Raw genomic sequence first — 18,335 nt, 5'->3', positions numbered from 1 at the left:
TGCCTCCGTGATATCCCCTAGGCTCCGGCTTGACAGGGGCCGGCTTCCCGGTCTAGGCTGGATACCGGGCAAGCGCCAAAGAGCGATTCTCGCACGTGGGTTTAGGGGCGGAGACAGGACAATATGAGTGAGCAGAAGGAGCGTGCCCGGGCGGCGACGCCGTGGGAGCCCTATATCGACGCAGCTCTCGGTTTTCGCAATCACTGGTATCCGGCGTTTTTCAGCCACGAGTTGGCGGAAGCCGATGTCAGCGACCGCGAAGGCCAGCCGGTCAGCCATGCCAGGAGCGTCACGATGCTGGGCGAGGACCTGCTTTTCCGGCGCCTGGACGGCAAGGTGTATTGCGTCAAGGATCAATGTCTGCACAAGGGCGTGCCATTATCGAAACGCCTCGAGTGCTACGCCGCCCATTCGGTGACGTGCTGGTATCATGGCTTCACCTACGATATCCGCGACGGCAACCTCACCCATATCATCACCGATCCGACGAGCCCGCTCATCGGCAAGGCCGCGCTCAAGACCTACCCGGTCGAGGAGCAGAAAGGCATGGTCTTCGTCTTCATCGGCGATATCGACCCGCCGCCGCTGGCCGACGATCTGCAGCCGGGATTTCTCGATCCCGATCTCACGCTTTGTCCCGAGGGCTGGTCGAACATCGTCGAGGCCAACTGGCGGCTTGGCGCGGAAAACGGGTTCGATCCTGCCCATACCTATATGCATCGGAATTCCGGCCTGGTCCGGGGGTTTCATGTGCCGACGGTGCTCGGCGACGCCGACCTCGGCGACGGGCATGGCCTCGAAGTCTATGAGGGGGATGGACCCAAGGGCGTCAAGCTCACCCGCGGCGCGGGCCGGCCCATCTGGGAGGCCGAGGTGGAGCCGGGCGTGACCATCGCGGCCCGCTATATGCCCGACGAGCCGGGTATCCTCGAAGGAATGATCCCCGAAGTGACGATCTGGATGCCGTGCGGCCTCAGGGTCGATCCCTTCCCCACGCCCGATACGGTGCATTTCGAATGGTATGTGCCGGTGACGGAGAAGACTCACCGCTATTTTATCGCCTGGGGCCGCAAGACCCGGACCGAGCAGGAGAAGAAGGCCTTTTTCGACGAGGTCCGCTATGTCTGGCGCGATGTCGTGCCGGGCAAGTTCACCAACGAGGACGTCTTCGCCCGTGAGGCCATGGAGCGCTTTTACGGCGAAGAGAATGGTTGGCGCCGCGAGCGGCTATTCGGCCCGGATGTCGTCACGACGGCCTGGCGCAAGCTCTGCACCCGGGCCAACCGGGGTATCCAGCCCGGAAATCCCAACTAGATCCGCCGCTAAAGCTCCTCGCGCACCTGGGCGTAGGAGATCAGGGCGAAAAGTGCCGTCCCGCCCGCGATATTGCCAGCCAGGGTGGGCAGCAGAAAATGGACCACCATCTCGCCCGCCGTTATGTCCCCGAGCAGGACCAGAAGATTGGCTTCCACCGCCCCCGCGACGATATGAGTGAAATCGCCCAGCGCAATCAGATAGGTGATCAGGATCACGACCCAGAGTCGCGCCGCCTCGGCGCTCGGGATCAGCCAGACCATCGCCGCCACCAGCCAGCCGGCTATGATCCCGCGGAAAAACATGCCGGCCGGGCTCGGCGACATCATGTGCAGGGACAGATCGCGCAGCGCCGCGCTTGTGGCGGGGGAGAAAATGTCCATATGGACGAGGGCGGCAGCCATCAGAAAGGTCCCCACCATATTGGCGAGGAACACGATGCCCCAGAGACGGGCCGTGTTGAGGAGGTTGTCGCGCGTGGGCTCGGCGGCGGTGGGCAGGACCGCCGTAATCGTGCTTTCGGTAAAGAGCTGCTGTCGGCCCAGGACAACGATGAGAAAGCCAACGCAGTAGCCAAAATTGTCGACCAGGGGCCGCCACGGGGCGTCGGGGAGATGGGCGCTGAGCAACGCTTCGACGATGGCGGAGAATCCGATGGACAGACCCGCGGCGACGCCGGACCACCAAAGCGCATTGAACGATCGGACAAGATCTTCTTCGCCCTCCTGGCGGACGATTTCGTAAATCAGCCGGGAGCGCAGGCGAAGGCGCTGCTCGACGTCCTTGAGTTCGCTCCGGCTCAGCCCGCGGTGCCCCTGGCCAAAGGGGGCAAGCCGCGATTTCCGGCGATGATCGGGTTCCTGTTCCATGGGACTCGAATAACCCGGTGGGGAAAAGACGTGTTTTGGCAAGCCGGGACACAGGCGCCATAATGGGGCCATCCTGCCAGACCGGGGGCAGTCTGGCCTTAAACTAGGTTAATCGTATATGCGTTCGGACCGTTCGGGCCGGGGGCTGCAAAAACTGGGAGAGACCCGATATGGATTCAAAGTTTGTTGATGCTGACGGAATCAGGACTCGTTACTTCGAGACGGGAAAGGGGAAGCCCGTTCTTCTCATCCACGGCGGCGGTGCCGGCGCCGATAGCTGGGGCAACTGGCGCTACACCTTGCCGACCTACGGCAAGCAGGTGCACGCGATCGCGGTGGACATGGTGGGTTTCGGTGGTACCGACAAGCCGAGCCCGTCAAGCTACGAATACACTCAGGCCAATCGTGCCAAGCATATCAGCGCCTTTATCCGCGCCCTTAATCTGTCCGAACCGGTCAGCATCATCGGCAACTCCATGGGGGGCTGTACGGCGATCGGCGTCGCGGTGGAGAATCCGGATCTGGTGGACAAGGTCGTGCTCATGGGCTCGGCCGGCATCAAGGCGCCCCTGACGGACGAGCTGAAATCCATCATGAATTACGATTTCACGACCGACGGCATGCGCAAGATCGTGAACGGCCTGACCAACCCCAAATTCGAGGCCGATGAGGAGCTCATCAATTATCGTCACAAACTGTCCATCGACGAGCCGACCAAGGCGGCTTACAGCGCCGTGATGGGCTGGCTCGCCGAGCAGGGCGGGCTTTATCTCGATGACGATTATATCGCGCGCGTCCGGCATCAGACGCTGGTCGTGAACGGCAAGCTGGACAAGGTGGTCCCGACATCGTCGGCCTACCGTTTCCTTGAGCTGATCGAAAATTCATGGGGTTACATCGTGCCGGATTGCGGTCACTGGGCGATGATGGAACATCCCGAGAGCTTCGCGCGCGAAACGCTCAACTTCATCCTGCATGACCCCGCGGCCTGATCCACCTTAGGCGAGGCAGCGAATAGAGGAACAGATGGACGGAAACAGCAGAACCGCCCGCAAGCGCAGCTCCTTGCAGCCCTACCTGGATGCAGGGCTGGGCATCAAGAATCACTGGTACCCCGCTCTCCTCTCCTCGGAACTGGCCGAGGGCGAGGCGAAGGGTGTTACCATTTGCTCGACACCCGTGGTCTTGCGCCGCGCCAGGGGCGAGGTCTACGCCCTCAGGAACGAATGCCGCCATCGTGGTGTGCGCCTGACGGAACGGCCGACCTGTCTGACGGACGAGACGATCACCTGCTGGTATCACGGCTTCACCTATGATCTCGAGTCGGGCAAGCTGGTCTCGATCGTCTCCTCGCCGAAAGACAATGTGATCGGCAAGATCTCGTTGCGCACGTACCCGGTCAGGGAAATCAACAATCTGATCTTTGTTTTCATGGGCGATGCGGACCGTGAGCCCCATGATCTCGATCTCGATCTGCCAAACTCCGAATCCACTTATCCGGAGTACCCGGTCGCCCATCCGACCCACGATCACGTCGTCAATCTTGGTATCCATCGCGAGTGTCGGGGCGACTGGCGGCTTGCGGCGGAAAGCGGTGCCGATCCGGGGCATTTGATCCTGCACCGCGATGCGGCGCTGGTGCTCGTCAAGGATTACGCCTTCACGCTGGGTGAGACGGCGAGTATGGAAGGCGCGATCAAGGTCTTCGACCAGCCCGACCAGCCCAAGGGAATCGGCAAGTATTACGACAAGCTCGATGTCGTTCTCGAAAACGAGCTGACCGGCCTCAAGGCGCGTGGCTCCAAGATTCCGGAGGGGCTGGCGGTCGAAATCTTCATGCCGGGAGTCCTCAAGGTGGAGAATTGGCCCGAGGTCGGGCTGGTCCAGTATGAGTGGTACGTGCCAACGCGCCCTGGCTACCACGAATACTGGCAGATCCTGTCAAAGACCTGTGAGACGGAGGAGGAGCGCGCCTATTTCGAGGCGAAATACACCCATATGTGGGAGGACCTCGCGCTCCGCGGGTTCAACGACGACGATATCCTCGGCCGGGAGGCGATGGAGGATTTTTATGAGGACGGCCGGGGCTGGCAGGAAGAGCAGCTCTTCGAATCCGACCACTTCATCGTGGAATGGCGCAAGCTGTGCGCCAGGCACAATAACGGCATTATCGAGTCCAAATACGGTCTGAAATAGCGTGCGGGGCGGCGGCGCTCAGCCGTCGCCCCGACGGTCTCTCACAACCGGAGCGCGGCCATGACCGGCAGATGGTCCGAGGCCCGGCGATAACGGGGTTCCTTCAGGCTGCGCGGCCGGCCTAGGATCCGCGGCGGTCGCCCCCAGATCCGGTCAAGCGCGGCGACCGGAAGTCGGGCGGGAAAGCTCGCCGGCGCGGCCTGATCCCCCATTCGCTGGCGCAGGCCTGACAATACCGGCGAGGTGCGCCGCCAGACATTGAAGTCGCCCATCAGCACCGTTGGCAGGTCCGGCTTGCGATCGAGCAAGCGGAGAAGCTGACGCATCTGCCGCCGACGTTCGGTCCGCCTCAGCCCCAGATGGGTGCACAACACCCGGAGTGCGCCAGCCGGTGTCTCGATGAGCGCGTCGATCACGTTGCGTGGCTCGGCGTCTTTCTCGCTGATGTCGTGGATGCCGGCGCCGGTAATCGGCCAGGTGCTGAGCAGGAGATTGCCGTACCCCGCCCCGTCCATTGTCAGGGTCGGTGCCCAGAGGCGGTGTCGGGCGCGGCAAAGTGAGTTCGCCGCGTCTTCCAGATCCCGGACTTCCTGCAGGCTGATGACGGCCGCACCGGCGCTATTGAGCAGGGAATCGATACGCTGAGGATCGAAAATCCCGTCCTGTCCCACCAGGCCGTGCACATTGTAGGTCATGACCGATGGGGTCATGACTGCCGTTTGTCAAAGATACGGCGGACGGCTTTCTGCATTATCCAGGACAGGGTGAGCCAGAGGAAAAGAATACCGACAGCCAGGGAAATTTGGCCGGAAGACGGATCGCGCATGATACCGAGCAGGCTTTCACCAAAGAAAGAGAGGGCGAAAAGCCCGGGCGCGAGTCCCATCAGCGTCCCGAGCAGATAGTCGCGAAAACGCACCCGAATGCCTCCCAGCACAAGATTGACGACGGAGAAGGGTGCCACCGGCAGGAGACGCAGGAAGGTGACCGAGATCAGCGAGTTTTTCGACAGGAACCGCCGAAGGCTGGACATGCGGCGGCCCAGCAGCGCGTCGAGGCGCTGTCGCCCGAGCGCCCGCCCGAGGCCGTAGAGAAGGGCGGCGCTCGCCAGACTGCCCAGCGTGCTGTAGGCAAATCCCCAGCCCGGGCCATAGGCGAAGCCTGTTGCGATGATCAGAAGATTGACCGGCAGCGAGACCAGGCCCGCCAGCAGGAATACGCCCGTCACCAGCAGGGGCGCGTAAGGTGCGCCGCGAAGGCCGGTGAGCGCCGCGCCAAGGCTCTCGGCGCTCAGCCCGATCCGCCCCGCGACCAGATGCCAGGCGACGGCAAGCAGAAGCAGCGCCAGCGCGATCCCGAGGCCGATCAGCAGAAAGCGGGGCGGCGGCCGGCGCGCCAGTCCCTGTCGGCCCATCCCGTCCAGAAGTTGGTCGGCCGTGATCGGCCGTTCGGGATCTCCCAACGGGCGCAGCCAGTTGCCGAACTGTTCCTGCGTGGGGTCCTCCGCCGCCGGTGGAACGGGGAGAAGCGGCCGCCCTGGGCTGCCCGATGTTTCGGCCGCGTCATCCAGGCCGGCAAGGCGGAAAATCGATTGATCGGCGAGAGGCTCGAGCGTCTCCGCCTCGACGCCCCGAAGATGTGCGATCAGCCGGGTGCGCAGCCGGCGAAGGCGCTCGCGCCTGGCCGGCGTATCGGCGGCAAGGGCTAGCGTCATCTCGCTGTCGAAACCCATGGAGCGATTGTTCAGATTGGCTGACCCCAGGATGAAGAGCCGGTCATCCACCATCATCAGCTTGGCATGCACCATGATCGGCGAGACGTCATCGCCATCGGGCACCGCCGGGTAGACCAGCCGGACACGCCGGGCGAGCCCGGCAGCTTCCATGTAGCGCTGAAATCGGCGGCGGCCTTCGCCCATCAAACTGTTCTCAAGCCAGCCATGGCAGTCGCGCGGGCAGACGATCAGAACCTCGAGCGCCGGATTTTCCTGTAGCCGCCGTTCCAGCGCCTCCGCGATCACGGCCGCCGTGACATACTGGTTCTCGATGTAGATCGCGCTCTTTGCGGCCTGTATGGCCGCCAGAAGCAGGCTCTCTATCTCACGCGCTTCAGGACGCCCGCGAAACGGCGGCATGGAGCGTGAGAGGGCGACCTCGATATTCTCGAAATCCGGTATCAACTCCGGCGGCCAGAGTTCGTCCCCGTCTTCAGGCGCGGCGGCAAGCCTCTCATTCGTGACTTCAGCCCATCGGTCGCGAAGATGATCGCCGAGCGCCCGGCTCGCAGCGCCCGAAACCACCATGACGGCGTCATGGTAGGGGCCGTAGGGCTCGCCGTCGGGGTCCACGCGGTCGGGGTCGTGCGGGTCGTGGGCCGTGCGGTCCCAGCGCCGGATGGTCAGATCGAGGCCGCCGCAGGTTGCCAGGCGGTCATCGATCACGACGATTTTTTGGTGATGGCTGGCGCCCACGGGCAGTCGGTCGTCAAGCCGAAAGTCGACATTCGCGGGAGTGCGCCAGCCGATCTGGAAACTGGGCAGGATCTCCCGCTCGGCCGCATACATGACGGAATAATCCCAGACCAGGAGCCTGATCTTCAGCTCCGGGTTGCGGCGCGCGATATGGGTGAGCAGCGGGCCCAGCTCGATCGGCGCGCCATCTTCCGGATCATGGGGCAGCAGCCGGGTATCGGAATGAATGTCCCAGCCGGCGATCAGGACCGAATGGCGGGCCTTCAGCAGCGCCTCGCGGATCAGGGCAAAATACGGCCCCCCATCGGTGACGACGGCAGCCCGGTCCGCCCCGACCCGGCGCCAAACGGCCTCTGGCCTGTCCAGCGGTGATATCTCTTCGTCTTCCGGGCCGCTGGTCATGGATGTCATCCCCGGCCGAAACCGGCCGATAAGTTAAAACCCGCGAAGCCGGGTTGCCGCGGCGACCCGCGCGACGCCAATGGCATAGGCCGCCTCGCGGTCATCGATCCCCTCGGTCCGGCTTTTTTCTCTGACGGCATCCCAGGCTTGCATCAGGTGGCGCTTCAACTCCCGCTCCACATTCTCCTCGGTCCAGCGAAAGCGCTGCTTGTTCTGGCACCATTCGAGATATGAGGCCGTCACACCGCCCGCGTTTGCCAGAATATCGGGGACGATCTTGACCCCTTTGTGGCAAAGGGCGAAATGGGCCTTGCAGGTGGTGGGCAGGTTCGCACCCTCGACGATATAACTGGCCGAGACCTCGTTCATATTGTCCTCGTCGATGACGTGCTGTCCGGCGGCTGGAATAAGCACATCCGTCTCGAGGCCGATAATGTCGTCGGCAGTGATTTTTTCGCCCGGCACATCGGCCTCCGCAACCGGGCAGGGCGGGTCTCCGATTTTGGCCGCGATCAGCCTCTCGATATCGAGACCTCGGGCATTATGCAGCCCGCCCCGGCTGTCGGTCACGGCAATCAGCCGTGCGCCCTTCGCCGCGAGCGCGTGTGCTGCATGCCGGCCGACATTGCCGAAACCCTGCAAGGCGATCCGTGTGTCCCGTAGCTTTCGGCCTTCCTCGGCCAGCAGCTTTTCTGTGATCATGGCCACCCCCCGTCCGGTCGCGGACTCGCGCCCGTGGGATCCACCAATTTCGAGCGGCTTTCCCGTCACCACCCCGGGTGAGTCGCCGGTCTGTGACCGGGCGTCGTAAATCCAGGCCATCTCACGCGCGCCGGTGCCCATATCAGGCGCGGGGATGTCCATATCTTCGCCCATCAGCCCGTCCAGGCGCCGCGCGAAGCTCTTGGTCAGTGTCTCGAGCTCATCCAGGGACAGATCGTCCGGCGCGCAGGCAATACCACCTTTTGCCCCGCCAAACGGGATATCCACCAGGGCGCATTTCCAGGTCATCGCCGACGCCAGTGCCCGGAAATGGGCAGAGGCCGCACCAGCGGCGAAACGCAGGCCGCCCTTGAAGGGGCCGCGGCTTCGGTTGTGCTGTACCCGGAAGGCGCGGAAGAGATTGATGGATCCGTTGGCGCGTTTCAGGGGCAGATCAAAGGCCACCTCGCGGTGAGGTGATGTCAGTATGGTTTTCAAATCATCCGGGATGCCGGCGCGATCCGTGGCCCGGTCAACGAACAGGTCAATGCAGTCCCGAATATCTTTTTCGCGCGTGGTTTCCTTCGTTTGGATAGTTTTCACCATATTTGTCTCCCGGATTTATCTCCCGGGCGTTCTCCGGTCGCGGCGATCGCGCCGACGCTGCCGGCGCGACTGTTCAGACTGGACGAGGGGACGGGCACCCGTCGGTGCCGACGGAAGTGGCCGCCCCGGAAGCCGGGGGAGCTCCGGGGCGGCCCTGCCGGAAGTCAGGCTGGGCTTTTGGGGGGCGGGACCCAGCCTTTTCGTCCGACACGGATTTCCGGCTTAGTAGTACTGGTAGGAACGGTACATCCAGTGCGCCGAGGGGAGATCCTGGTCCTTCGCGCGCACCCGCTCCGTCAGGCGGTATTCCGACCGCTCGATCCGGCCGTTATCGTTAAGGTCGAGAGCCTGGAAGCGTTCCTTGGCGCCGGCGCGACGTTCTTTCTGGATCCATTCCGAGGGTTCGATCCGCCCGTCGAAATCGGTATCAAGCGAACCAAAACGCTTGAAGACATCTGTCGCCGCCTCTTCCTGGGAGATCTTTTCGTCCTCGTCGACGTCCGCCGCCATCGGGTCGTAGGACAAGCCCTTCATGCTTTCGGCGTAAAGTTGAAGAGTGGGTGTCGTTTCGTTATAGCGAAAGGCATCGTCATACGCCTTGCGCGAGTAATCCATGTACTCGCTCAGCGTGACCTTCCCGTCGTTGTTGGGATCCATGCCGAGGAACTCTTCCTCAGTGCGCGCTTCGACATAGGGATCACGCGGTGTTTCTGCCGTCGCCCCGGGGTTCAGTGCGACACACTCGACATATTCCTGCCAATCGACCATTTCGTCGTTATTCTCGTCGAGCCGATTGAACGCTAGGCGTTCGCGCGCGTCGATTTCCTCCGAGCTGATTTCACCGTCACCATCCTGGTCAATTGCAGTGAAAGGTTGCCAGCAGAGACCGCGCCGCTCGTTGTTCTCCTGCTCCTGCGCCAGTAAGGGCGTTGACAGCGCGCCAACGCCAAAGGCAGCGACAACGGCAGCAGCGATCGCGGGGGCTGAAATTTTCCTTCTTTTCATGATTGGCCTCCTTCATCGTGAGTCGTCATGCTTCATCGTGAGTCGTCATGCTCTTAAGAGCCAGGCGACCGAGCCATGTCCTTGAGAGCGTTGGGGCACCCTAGGGAGGTGAGACGAGCGCGACATTTACCTGTGTTAATCTTCACAGACGGGATCGGCCCGGTCCGGAATCGGCGGCTATCAGAATCGGCGGCTATCATATGTAAAGGCGCGGCCTGGGCTGGCATGCTTGGCTGGCGGGCGGAAAAAACCTGCAGCTTCACTAACGTTACGGAAAGGAGCGCTGATTAGGTATGGCTTTTAAACTAGGCACGCTTCCATACGGGTTCCGCGCGCTGGAGCCCCACATTTCCGAAGAGACGATGCGAGTCCATCGCAACCGCCATCATGAAGGCTATGTGAGCAAATTGAACCGCGCTATCGAGGACACCCAGTACGAGGGGCGCGAATTGACGCAGATCATCACCGACAGCGCCACAAAACAGGACGATGCGTCGGTATTCAACAATGGCGCGCAGGTCTGGAATCACAGTTTTTATTTCGCCAGCATGTCGCCAGAAGGTGGTGGCCGACCGGATGGCGGGATAGGGACCGAAATCGATCGCGCTTTCGGCGACCTGGACAGATTCCACGAGGCCTTTCGCGCGGCCGCGACGGGTCGGTTCGGCAGCGGCTATGCGTGGGTGGTCTGGAACGGAGAAAAGGTGGAGGTCATGTCAACACCGAACGCGGAGCCGCCGTTTATCCACGACAAATGGCCAATTCTCGGGGCTGATGTCTGGGAGCACGCCTATTATCTCGATTACCTCAACAAGCGCGCCGCCTATGTCGATGCCTTTCTCAACCACCTGATCAACTGGAAATTCGCCAATCAGCAGCTTCGTCTGGTCGAAGACCATTCGCCCATCGATGCCAGCGAAGTGGAAAAGATCGAGTCCAGTCTCGTGGTGGGCTGATCGAGTCCGGTGTCCGGACGTTCCGGGTCGTGTCTTCGGTCGGCCCGATTTCACCAGCTATCGCAGGCGGCATTCTTGGATAATATAAAAGATATAATATCGGGAGGCGGTCTGTGACCAGAAGCGCGGGTTCCGGATCGCTCGATCCCCTGCTCAACAAGCTCCAGAAATACATCACGCTGTCGCGGGAGGAGGTCGGGCTGCTGCGCGAAATGCGCGCCCAGCGCCGTGATTTCCAGCCGGGCGAGGCCATTCTCGAGAAGGACAGGGAATTCGAGGCCAGTTACTGGATGGCGGCCGGCTGGGCCTATAGCTACCGGATGCTGGATGACGGACGACGGCAGATCATCAATTTCATCCTTCCCGGCGACTTCATCGGGTTCTACGGCTTCCTGTTCCGCCGGGCCGAATTCTCGGTCGAGGCCCTGACGAAGGTATCCGTGACGCCCTACGACCCGCAGATGGTCCTGGATCTTTGTCAGCATCACCCGCGCCTTTTCATGGCAATTTCCTGGGCGACGACACGGGACGAATTCATGATTCGCGAGCGGCTGGTGAGCCTGGGCCGGCGGTCGGCGGTGGAGCGCGTATCACATTTCCTTGCCGAGATGCAAAAACGACTGGAATTGCTCGGCTACGCCAGCGAAGAGCGTTACGCCATGCCCCTCACGCAGGAGCTCGTCGCCGATACGCTCGGGCTCTCGGTCGTGCATGTCAATCGCACGCTCAAGACCCTCCGGAAAAGAGGGCTCGTGACGATCGCGGACCGGGAAGTCCACATCCTTGCCCCGGAAAGGCTCCGCGAACAGGCGGAATTCGACACCTCCTACCTGCGACAGCGGCCGGCCTCTCCCAAGGCCCTCGCCCGGGCCGCCATCGATCCCCGGTGATGCCACGCCCGGGTCCGGCGGAGTCTGCCCGAACCACGCTCTTATCGGTTGGTGTTCGCCGCCGATTCTGACAAAATCCGCGGGCAAATCCGCGGGCAAATCCGCGGACAAATCCGACGGACAGCAAGACCTGCGAGCCGGTCCCGCGCCCAGACGGCGCCGGCGGTTCGCCAACCTCCGGAGAGAACCGCATGTATTATGCTATCTACTGCCTCGACAGCGAAAACGGGGCGGCCGCCCGCCAGCAGTCGCGCGAGGCTCATATGGCCTATCTCAAGGACGAGCCGGTTAAGTTCCTGACGGCGGGCCCGCTCATGGACAAGGCAGGCGGCGGGATGGTCGGAAGCCTTTTCATCATCGAGGCGGATTCCTATGACGAGGCCAAGGCCTTCAGCGATAATGACCCCTTCACCCAGGCGGGCGTATTCGAGAGCATCGCCATTCACCCCTATGAAAAGCGCATCTAGGCGCCTGCACGCGTCGCCATTCGGCATTTCCGTCATGGAACTCGACCGCCCCGACCGTTAAGCTGCGCCGGATCCCGCCGCGCGGGCGACAGAACCAGAAAAGGGAGCCCGTGACCGGAATGGGGCGAAAAAAAACCTACCTGCCGCCGAAAAAAAGCGTCGGTTATCAGATCCGCGCGACGCACAGGGCCTTCAACCGGATTCTCGGGGTTCTCCTGGCCGAGCATGACCTGACACCCGCCCAATGGTTCTTTCTTCGCGCGCTGTGGGAGAAAGACGGGGTCTCGCAGCGCGAGCTGAGCCAGACGATGGGACTGACGGAGCCCACCACGGTCGCCGCCCTGCGCGTGATGGAGCGTCGAAAGCTGATTTTCCGTCGGCGCGATCCCAATGACCGCCGCCGGATCGGCGTTTTCCTGTCCGGCAAGGGGCGGGCGCTTCGCGAACGCCTGAGCGATATTCCGCGCCTCGCCAATGAAGCGGGTATCCGGGGAGAGACGGCCGAGGATATCGACGCGCTCCTGACGATCCTCATCCGCATTCGAAATCGGGTCGAGGCGGCCGTCCGCGAAGCGACCCGGTAGGGTGAGCGGCCCTGTGGCAGAAATTGACAGGGTCGTCGCCAGGGCCTATTTTTCTTAGATATCAAAGTAAAAGATGGCCGGCGCGCCAGGGCGGGCCGGCCGAAACCGGAAACAGGGATTGATGATGCCGCCAGCGAAACAGAAATATGAGGGCGATATCGTGAACCTGTCCCGCGGAGAGATCGCGCGGGAGGTCTTCTTCAACCGGAATATCTACGAAACGGAGCTGGAGCGGATTTTCACTCGCTCATGGCTGTTTATCGGCCATGAAAGCCAGGTGCCCAGTCCCGGTGACTTCATTCTCGCACGGATGGGTGAGGAATCGGTCATTCTCAATCGGGATCAGCAGGGCAGGATCCACGTTCTCCTGAATAACTGCCGTCACCGCGGCATGCGGGTGTGCCGCTACGACAAGGGCAACGAGCAGTATTTCACTTGCCCCTACCACGGGTGGGTGTTCGGCGATGACGGCGCGCTCGTCAAGGTGCCCAAGCTCACCAGCGCCTATCATGAGGAGCTCGATCGCCGCGAATGGGGACTGATCTCCCCCCGCGTTCATAATCACCGGGGCAGTATCTGGGCCAACTGGGATGCCGAGGCGCCGGATTTCGAGACGTATATGGGCGACGCTCTCTTTTATTTTGATGACTACCTCGATCTTTTCGACGGGTCGGACGGGCCGTGGGAGGTTTGTGGCGGGATTTTCAAATGGAAAATTCCCAGCAACTGGAAATTCGGCGCCGAGAACTTTGCCGGCGATTATTACCATCAGCCGAGCCATGCCTCGGTGGACAGGATCATTCTGTCGCCGAGCGGGCAGCGGGGCCGTCATATTTACGACCCGGTAACGGCCGCGCGCGAGGCCCACAAGCTCAATATCTGCATCAAGGGCACGGGACACACGATCCGCGGGCAACTCTTCAAGGAAGATTACGACTATATGCCCACGTATCAGGAGATGCCGGTCGTCGAAGAGTATTTTCGGGAGGCCTATTACAAGCGCCAGGAGCGCCTCGGGGAGAAATCCCGCTGGTTCGGACATGGCGGCACGATCTTCCCAAATGTCTCCTTTTCCAACGGTGTGATGAGCATGGGCACCTGGCATCCCGACGGACCGGAACAGACAGAAGTCTGGCGGATTTTCCTCGTTCCCGCCGAGGCGCCGCGGGAGGTGAAGGACGTCCTCCGCCACTACGCGATCCGTTACCAGGGGCCCAGCGGGCTGACCGAGCAGGATGACATGGAGAACTGGACCTACGCCCATGAGGGCGCGCGCGGCACTGTCGCCCGGCGTTTCCCGTTCAATTACCAGATGGGCTCCGGGCATGAACGCAGGTCCTGGCCCGCTTCCTGGCTGGGTGCCAGCGCGTACGCGACCGAGGACGTCTCCGAACAGAACCAGCGCGAGTTTTTTACGCACTGGGCCAGAATGATGGACGGCAGCCAGCCGCGCATATTGGGCTGCGAAAGGGCGGCGGAATGAGCGCGACCACGGGCAGCGCCAGACTCCGCCAGGACCCCGATTTGACGCATCGTGTGGCTCAGTACTTCTATCACGAGGCCGATCTTCTGGACGAGCGCCGGTTCGATGACTGGTTCAAGCTTCTGCATCCGGAAGTCCATTACTGGATGCCGTTGACGCGCAATCTGAAATTCGATTCGTCCGCAACAGAGTTCACGGCCTGCCACGAGAACGACCTCAACTGGTTCGATGAAGGCCATTTCGAGATAGAGCAACGTGTGAAGCAGATCATGGGCGGCGATCACTGGGCCGAAGAGCCGCTCTCGCGGTCCTCTCACCTGATCACCAACGTTGTCGTGACCGAAGCGGACGAGACAGCAGTTCGTACCCGCTGCCGGTTCATGACCTACCGCAATCGCGTGGAATCCGATACCGACATCTTCGTCGGCAAGCGGGAGGACGAACTCGTGCCCGATGGTGACAGTTTTCTCATCCGCCGGCGCAAAATTCTGCTCGACCAGAATGTCCTTCTGGCCAAGAACCTCACCCTGTTCTTCTGACCCATGGCGGACGGCCCGGAAAAGACGGTGATCGTGACCGGCGCGACCTACGGGATCGGCCGGGCCATTACCCTGCGTCTCGCGGGTGCAGGGTTCCGGGTCATCGGGTGTGGCCTCGAAGACTCGCAACCCGGCAGTCGGGCGCGCGCCGGTATCGGGCCCACCCGCGCGGCCCTGTCGGCGGCCGGGCTGTCGGCCGAGCTTGTCGAGGCGGATGTGACGCGCGAGGAGGATGTCGAGCGGGTGATCGTGGCCGCGCGGCAGGGCGGCGGGGCGATCTGGGCGCTGGTGAACAATGCCGCCGTGCGCCCTGCCGGCACTATCACCGAAATCACGCCCGAGGCCTGGCGCAGAGCGCTCGACGTCAACCTGACAGGTGCCTTCCTGATGGCCCGGGCCGTGCTTGACGACCTTCGCGCGCATCACGGCCGGATCGTGAATATAGGCTCGGGCGCGGCCTGGGGTAAGCCGGGGATCGCCGCCTATGGTGCCAGCAAGGCGGGGCTCTACGGGCTCACCATGGCGATGGCTTATGACCATCTGGCCGAGGGAGTCGCCGTCAACATGGTAATTCCCGGCCCGGGCACAGCCTCCGGTATGCTCGAGGCCATGGAGTCGGCCGGGGGCGGGAACCAGGTGCCCCTGACCGTAACCGGACGGGCCAATCAGCCCGAGGATACGGGGGAGATGGTCGCTTACCTCCTTTCGCCGGCGGCCGCGCAGATCAGCGGCGCGGTCTTCGATGTTGGCGGATTTTTCCATCAGGGCGGTGCCGGTCAGCCGCGCCGGCCGGCCTAGCCCTGCCCCCCGCCGGCTTCAGCGCTTCACCCGGCTCATCAGTGCCACCAGTTCCGAGAATTTCTCCCGCTGGCCCGCCGCGTCGCCCGCCTCGATAGCCGATTCCACACAGGACGCCGCGTGGTCGGAAAGTACCGCGTCCTCCACCCGCGAAAGCGCCGCCTTGATCGCCTGCATCTGGTGCAGGATATCGATGCAATAGCGCTCGTCCTCGATCATGCGCGCAATGCCGCGGACCTGCCCCTCGATCCGGCGCAGGCGCCGGATGTTCGCTGCCCTGGCTGTTTTGTCCGTGCCGGCTTTTTCCATGCTCATGCAAGACCCCGCATTGACCCATATACCCCTATAGGGTATTTTCCCAGGAGCATCTTATAAAGATGTATCGAAGGGCTGTGAAGCCATGCTGACTCGCCGGCAGTTTCTCGACAATGCGACGCTCCTGGGCGCGGGCACGGCCCTCTCGGCACTTCTGCCGCCCTGGGCGCGGAGCGCCGCCTCGCCCGCGCGCTCCCCGGCCGGCGGCGCGGTTCTCTCCGGCCAGGAATTCGATCTCGAGATTGCCCCGACCACGGTCGAAATCGACGGGCAGCCGGGGCGCGCGATCACCGTCAACGGCCAGTTGCCGGCACCCCTTCTGCGCTGGCGCGAGGGGGACGACATTACTTTGCGTGTGACCAACCGGCTGGAGGAAGACACGTCGATCCACTGGCACGGGATCTTGCTGCCGGCCGGTATGGACGGCGTCCCCGGTGTCAGCTTTCCCGGAATCCGGCCAGGGGAGACCTTCACCTACCGCTTCCCCGTGCGGCAGGCGGGGACCTACTGGTACCATTCCCATTCCGGCCTGCAGGAACAGGCCGGCCATTACGGCCCGCTGGTCATCGATCCGCGGGAGGCCAGTTCCGTGGCGGCCGATCGCGAATACGTGCTCGTGCTCTCGGACTGGACGTTCCTCGATCCGCACAGCGTGTTCGACCGGCTCAAGAAAAACAGCGAATCCTTCAATTTCCAGAAGCGGACCCTGGGCGACCTGGCGCGGGACGTAACGACAAACGGTCTGGGTCCCACCCTGGCCGACCGCCTTATGTGGGGCGCCATGCGCATGTCGCCCACCGATATCGCGGACGTTACGGGAGAGACCTATACCTATCTCGTCAACGGCCATGGCCCCGGCGATAACTGGACCGGCCTTTTCCGCCCCGGAGAGCGGGTCCGCCTCCGCGTCATCAACGCCTCCGCCATGACCTTCTTCAACGTGCGTCTGCCCGGCCTGCCCCTGACGGTGGTTCAGGCGGACGGTCTCGATGTGAAACCCGTGCAGGTCGACGAATTTCAGATCGGTGTAGCGGAAACCTACGATATCGTCGTCACGCCACCGGCGGACAAGGCCTATACGATCATGTGCGAATCGATGGATCGCAGCGGGTACGGGCGGGCGACGCTGGCGCCCCGCCCGGGCATGTCGGCGCCTGTGCCGGCGCTGCGGGAGCGGCCGTTACTGACGATGAAGGACATGGCCATGGGTGGTCACGCGCCCGACAAGGCCGACGGCCATCAGGCGGGCCACGGCGACGGCCACAGCAACGGCCATGACGGTGGCCACAGCAACGGCCATGACGGTGGCCACAGCGATGGCCATGACGGTGGCCACGATGGTGGCGATCATATTGCCATGCCTCCGGTTCAGGCGCCCATGGCCCACCCGCCATTGCCCCAGCGCCACGACCATCCCCGCGGACCCGGCGTCGCCAATCTTGCCCGCTATCCCGCGAACCGGCTTTCGGAACCGGGACTTGGCCTGCAAGCGGTCGGGCATCGGGTACTCGTCTATAGCGATCTGGAAAGCCTCGTTCCAAATCCCGACACGCGTGTGCCCGGTCGCGAGATGGAGATCCACCTCACGGGGAACATGGAGCGGTATATGTGGTCCTTCGACGGGACCAAGCTTTCCGAGATCGACGGGCCCATAATCTTCAGGCTTGGAGAGCGGCTTCGCCTGCATCTCGTCAACGACACGATGATGGCCCACCCCATCCACCTGCACGGCATGTTCTTCGATGTCGTGACGGGTGAGCACGCGCATAAGCCGCGCAAGCACACCATCTCGGTCAAGCCGGGCGAGAAACTCGCCATCGACATCACGGCCGACGCGCCGGGCGACTGGGCGTTTCACTGTCACCTCTTGTATCACATGCATGCCGGCATGATGCAGATCGTCTCGGTTCGGCCGGACAAGAGCGACGGCCCGGCATGACGGGCCGGGCGGCAGGCTGGCGCTGGGCTCTTCGCCCGCTCGCGCATCCGCTCGCGGTTGCCCTTTGCCTGGCCGCTACACCGGGGGCAGCCGAGACGGGAACGAGCGGAAACGGTGAAATGGAGGCCGCCCGCGATGCGTTCCTCGAAAGCCATGGCGGCGGCCGGATATTCTCGGTCACGGGCGATCGGATCGAGCTTCGCACGGGCGAGGGACAGCCGGCGCTGTTCTGGGACGTGGAGGCGGCCTATGGCGGGGATATCGAAAAGATCGTCTTCTCGGCCGAGGGAGAATACGCGTTCCAGCCGGAATCTCTCGAAGAACTGGAAATCCAGGCTCTCTACCGCCGGGCGGTCAGCCCGTTTTTCGATCTGGAACTGGGCCTGCGGCACGATTTCGAGCCCGATCCGTCGCGCAATTTCGCGGTGCTGGGCATGGTCGGCACGCTGCCTCTGATTATCGAAGGGCTGGCCAGTATTTTCATCAGCGATGACGGCGACGTTTCGGCCCGCCTGGAGGGTGAATACGATCTCCTCATCACCCAGCGCCTGATCCTGCAACCTCGCGTGGAACTCAATCTCGCGGTGCAGGAGGTGGCCGAACTCGGTCTCGGGCAGGGCCTGACCGACGTGGAAGGCGGGCTCAGGCTTCGCTATGAGCTGCGAAGGCGGTTGGCGCCCTATCTCGGCGTCACGTTTTCCCGCGATATCGGGGAGACGGCGAATTTCACGCGGGCCGAGGACGAGGATGTCGGCGCAATTTCCGCCGTGGCGGGTGTGCGGTTCTGGTTCTGAACGCCG

At 62.8% G+C, this 18,335-nt stretch carries 18 protein-coding genes; 12 read left to right on the top strand and 6 right to left on the bottom strand.

Annotated features, from left to right (window positions below; translation table 11 throughout):
- Window positions 1–123: 123 nt before the first annotated feature.
- Window positions 124–1,314 (top strand): Rieske 2Fe-2S domain-containing protein, encoded by a 1,191-nt coding sequence (locus RLQ26_04760; GenBank protein ID MEQ9088035.1) that lies wholly within the window; start codon window positions 124–126, stop codon window positions 1,312–1,314.
- 8 nt (window positions 1,315–1,322) lie between these two features.
- Here RLQ26_04760 and RLQ26_04755 read toward each other — a convergent pair whose 3' ends face one another.
- Window positions 1,323–2,183 carry a formate/nitrite transporter family protein gene (locus RLQ26_04755; protein ID MEQ9088034.1) on the bottom strand — a complete coding sequence of 287 codons (861 nt, stop codon included), beginning with the start codon at window positions 2,181–2,183 and terminating at the stop codon, window positions 1,323–1,325.
- A 170-nt stretch (window positions 2,184–2,353) separates the two neighbouring features.
- On the opposite strand from RLQ26_04755, the gene RLQ26_04750 reads away from it, so the two are divergent.
- The gene (locus RLQ26_04750) at window positions 2,354–3,175 is read left to right on the top strand and encodes an alpha/beta hydrolase (protein ID MEQ9088033.1); all 822 of its coding nucleotides are present in this window, start codon (window positions 2,354–2,356) and stop codon (window positions 3,173–3,175) included.
- Window positions 3,176–3,209: 34 nt separating this feature from the next.
- The gene (locus tag RLQ26_04745; protein ID MEQ9088032.1) at window positions 3,210–4,379 is read left to right on the top strand and encodes a Rieske 2Fe-2S domain-containing protein; all 1,170 of its coding nucleotides are present in this window, start codon (window positions 3,210–3,212) and stop codon (window positions 4,377–4,379) included.
- Window positions 4,380–4,420: 41 nt separating this feature from the next.
- On the opposite strand, the gene RLQ26_04740 is transcribed toward RLQ26_04745, so the two are convergent.
- The 4 genes from RLQ26_04740 to RLQ26_04725 form a co-directional block, all read right to left on the bottom strand.
- On the bottom strand, window positions 4,421–5,089 hold the full coding sequence (locus RLQ26_04740; protein ID MEQ9088031.1) for an endonuclease/exonuclease/phosphatase family protein: 669 nt from the start codon (window positions 5,087–5,089) through the stop codon (window positions 4,421–4,423).
- Window positions 5,086–7,251, bottom strand: a complete 2,166-nt coding sequence (locus RLQ26_04735) for a VTT domain-containing protein (protein ID MEQ9088030.1) — start codon at window positions 7,249–7,251, stop codon at window positions 5,086–5,088. Before RLQ26_04735 ends, RLQ26_04740 begins: the two co-directional genes overlap by 4 nt.
- A gap of 33 nt (window positions 7,252–7,284) precedes the next feature.
- Complete coding sequence (locus RLQ26_04730; protein MEQ9088029.1) at window positions 7,285–8,559, bottom strand: Glu/Leu/Phe/Val dehydrogenase dimerization domain-containing protein; 1,275 nt, start codon at window positions 8,557–8,559, stop codon at window positions 7,285–7,287.
- 222 nt (window positions 8,560–8,781) lie between these two features.
- Window positions 8,782–9,564, bottom strand: coding sequence for a hypothetical protein (locus RLQ26_04725; protein MEQ9088028.1), 783 nt, complete (start codon window positions 9,562–9,564; stop codon window positions 8,782–8,784).
- A 293-nt stretch (window positions 9,565–9,857) separates the two neighbouring features.
- Here RLQ26_04725 and RLQ26_04720 point away from each other — a divergent pair, with 293 nt between their 5' ends.
- The 7 genes from RLQ26_04720 to RLQ26_04690 all read left to right on the top strand — a co-directional run bounded on the left by RLQ26_04720 (window position 9,858) and on the right by RLQ26_04690 (window position 15,281).
- Window positions 9,858–10,520: a superoxide dismutase gene (locus RLQ26_04720; GenBank protein ID MEQ9088027.1), complete on the top strand. Its 663-nt coding sequence runs from the start codon at window positions 9,858–9,860 to the stop codon at window positions 10,518–10,520.
- Between the two features lie 113 nt (window positions 10,521–10,633).
- Window positions 10,634–11,410: a Crp/Fnr family transcriptional regulator gene (locus RLQ26_04715; GenBank protein ID MEQ9088026.1), complete on the top strand. Its 777-nt coding sequence runs from the start codon at window positions 10,634–10,636 to the stop codon at window positions 11,408–11,410.
- 191 nt (window positions 11,411–11,601) lie between these two features.
- On the top strand, window positions 11,602–11,877 hold the full coding sequence (locus RLQ26_04710; protein MEQ9088025.1) for a YciI family protein: 276 nt from the start codon (window positions 11,602–11,604) through the stop codon (window positions 11,875–11,877).
- A 119-nt stretch (window positions 11,878–11,996) separates the two neighbouring features.
- The gene (locus RLQ26_04705; GenBank protein MEQ9088024.1) at window positions 11,997–12,461 is read left to right on the top strand and encodes a MarR family winged helix-turn-helix transcriptional regulator; all 465 of its coding nucleotides are present in this window, start codon (window positions 11,997–11,999) and stop codon (window positions 12,459–12,461) included.
- A 121-nt stretch (window positions 12,462–12,582) separates the two neighbouring features.
- Window positions 12,583–13,944 carry an aromatic ring-hydroxylating dioxygenase subunit alpha gene (locus RLQ26_04700; protein MEQ9088023.1) on the top strand — a complete coding sequence of 454 codons (1,362 nt, stop codon included), beginning with the start codon at window positions 12,583–12,585 and terminating at the stop codon, window positions 13,942–13,944.
- Complete coding sequence (locus RLQ26_04695) at window positions 13,941–14,483, top strand: 3-phenylpropionate/cinnamic acid dioxygenase subunit beta (protein ID MEQ9088022.1); 543 nt, start codon at window positions 13,941–13,943, stop codon at window positions 14,481–14,483. The genes RLQ26_04700 and RLQ26_04695 overlap by 4 nt, the downstream gene beginning before the upstream one ends.
- Window positions 14,484–14,486: 3 nt before the next feature.
- Entirely contained in the window at window positions 14,487–15,281 is a 795-nt protein-coding gene (locus RLQ26_04690) for an SDR family oxidoreductase (GenBank protein ID MEQ9088021.1), read from the top strand.
- Between the two features lie 18 nt (window positions 15,282–15,299).
- Here the strand turns inward: RLQ26_04690 and RLQ26_04685 are convergent, their stop codons facing one another.
- The gene (locus tag RLQ26_04685) at window positions 15,300–15,590 is read right to left on the bottom strand and encodes a metal-sensitive transcriptional regulator (GenBank protein MEQ9088020.1); all 291 of its coding nucleotides are present in this window, start codon (window positions 15,588–15,590) and stop codon (window positions 15,300–15,302) included.
- A 91-nt stretch (window positions 15,591–15,681) separates the two neighbouring features.
- On the opposite strand from RLQ26_04685, the gene RLQ26_04680 reads away from it, so the two are divergent.
- Window positions 15,682–17,535, top strand: coding sequence for a copper resistance system multicopper oxidase (locus tag RLQ26_04680; GenBank protein MEQ9088019.1), 1,854 nt, complete (start codon window positions 15,682–15,684; stop codon window positions 17,533–17,535).
- On the top strand, window positions 17,532–18,329 hold the full coding sequence (locus tag RLQ26_04675; GenBank protein ID MEQ9088018.1) for a copper resistance protein B: 798 nt from the start codon (window positions 17,532–17,534) through the stop codon (window positions 18,327–18,329). Before RLQ26_04680 ends, RLQ26_04675 begins: the two co-directional genes overlap by 4 nt.
- Window positions 18,330–18,335 lie beyond the last annotated feature (6 nt).

It is taken from the genome of Alphaproteobacteria bacterium (assembly GCA_040220875.1).
Lineage (GTDB): Bacteria > Pseudomonadota > Alphaproteobacteria > JAVJVX01 > JAVJVX01 > JAVJVX01.
The sequence above is the reverse complement of the archived record's forward strand: the minus strand, read 5'-3'. Positions and strand labels throughout refer to the sequence as shown.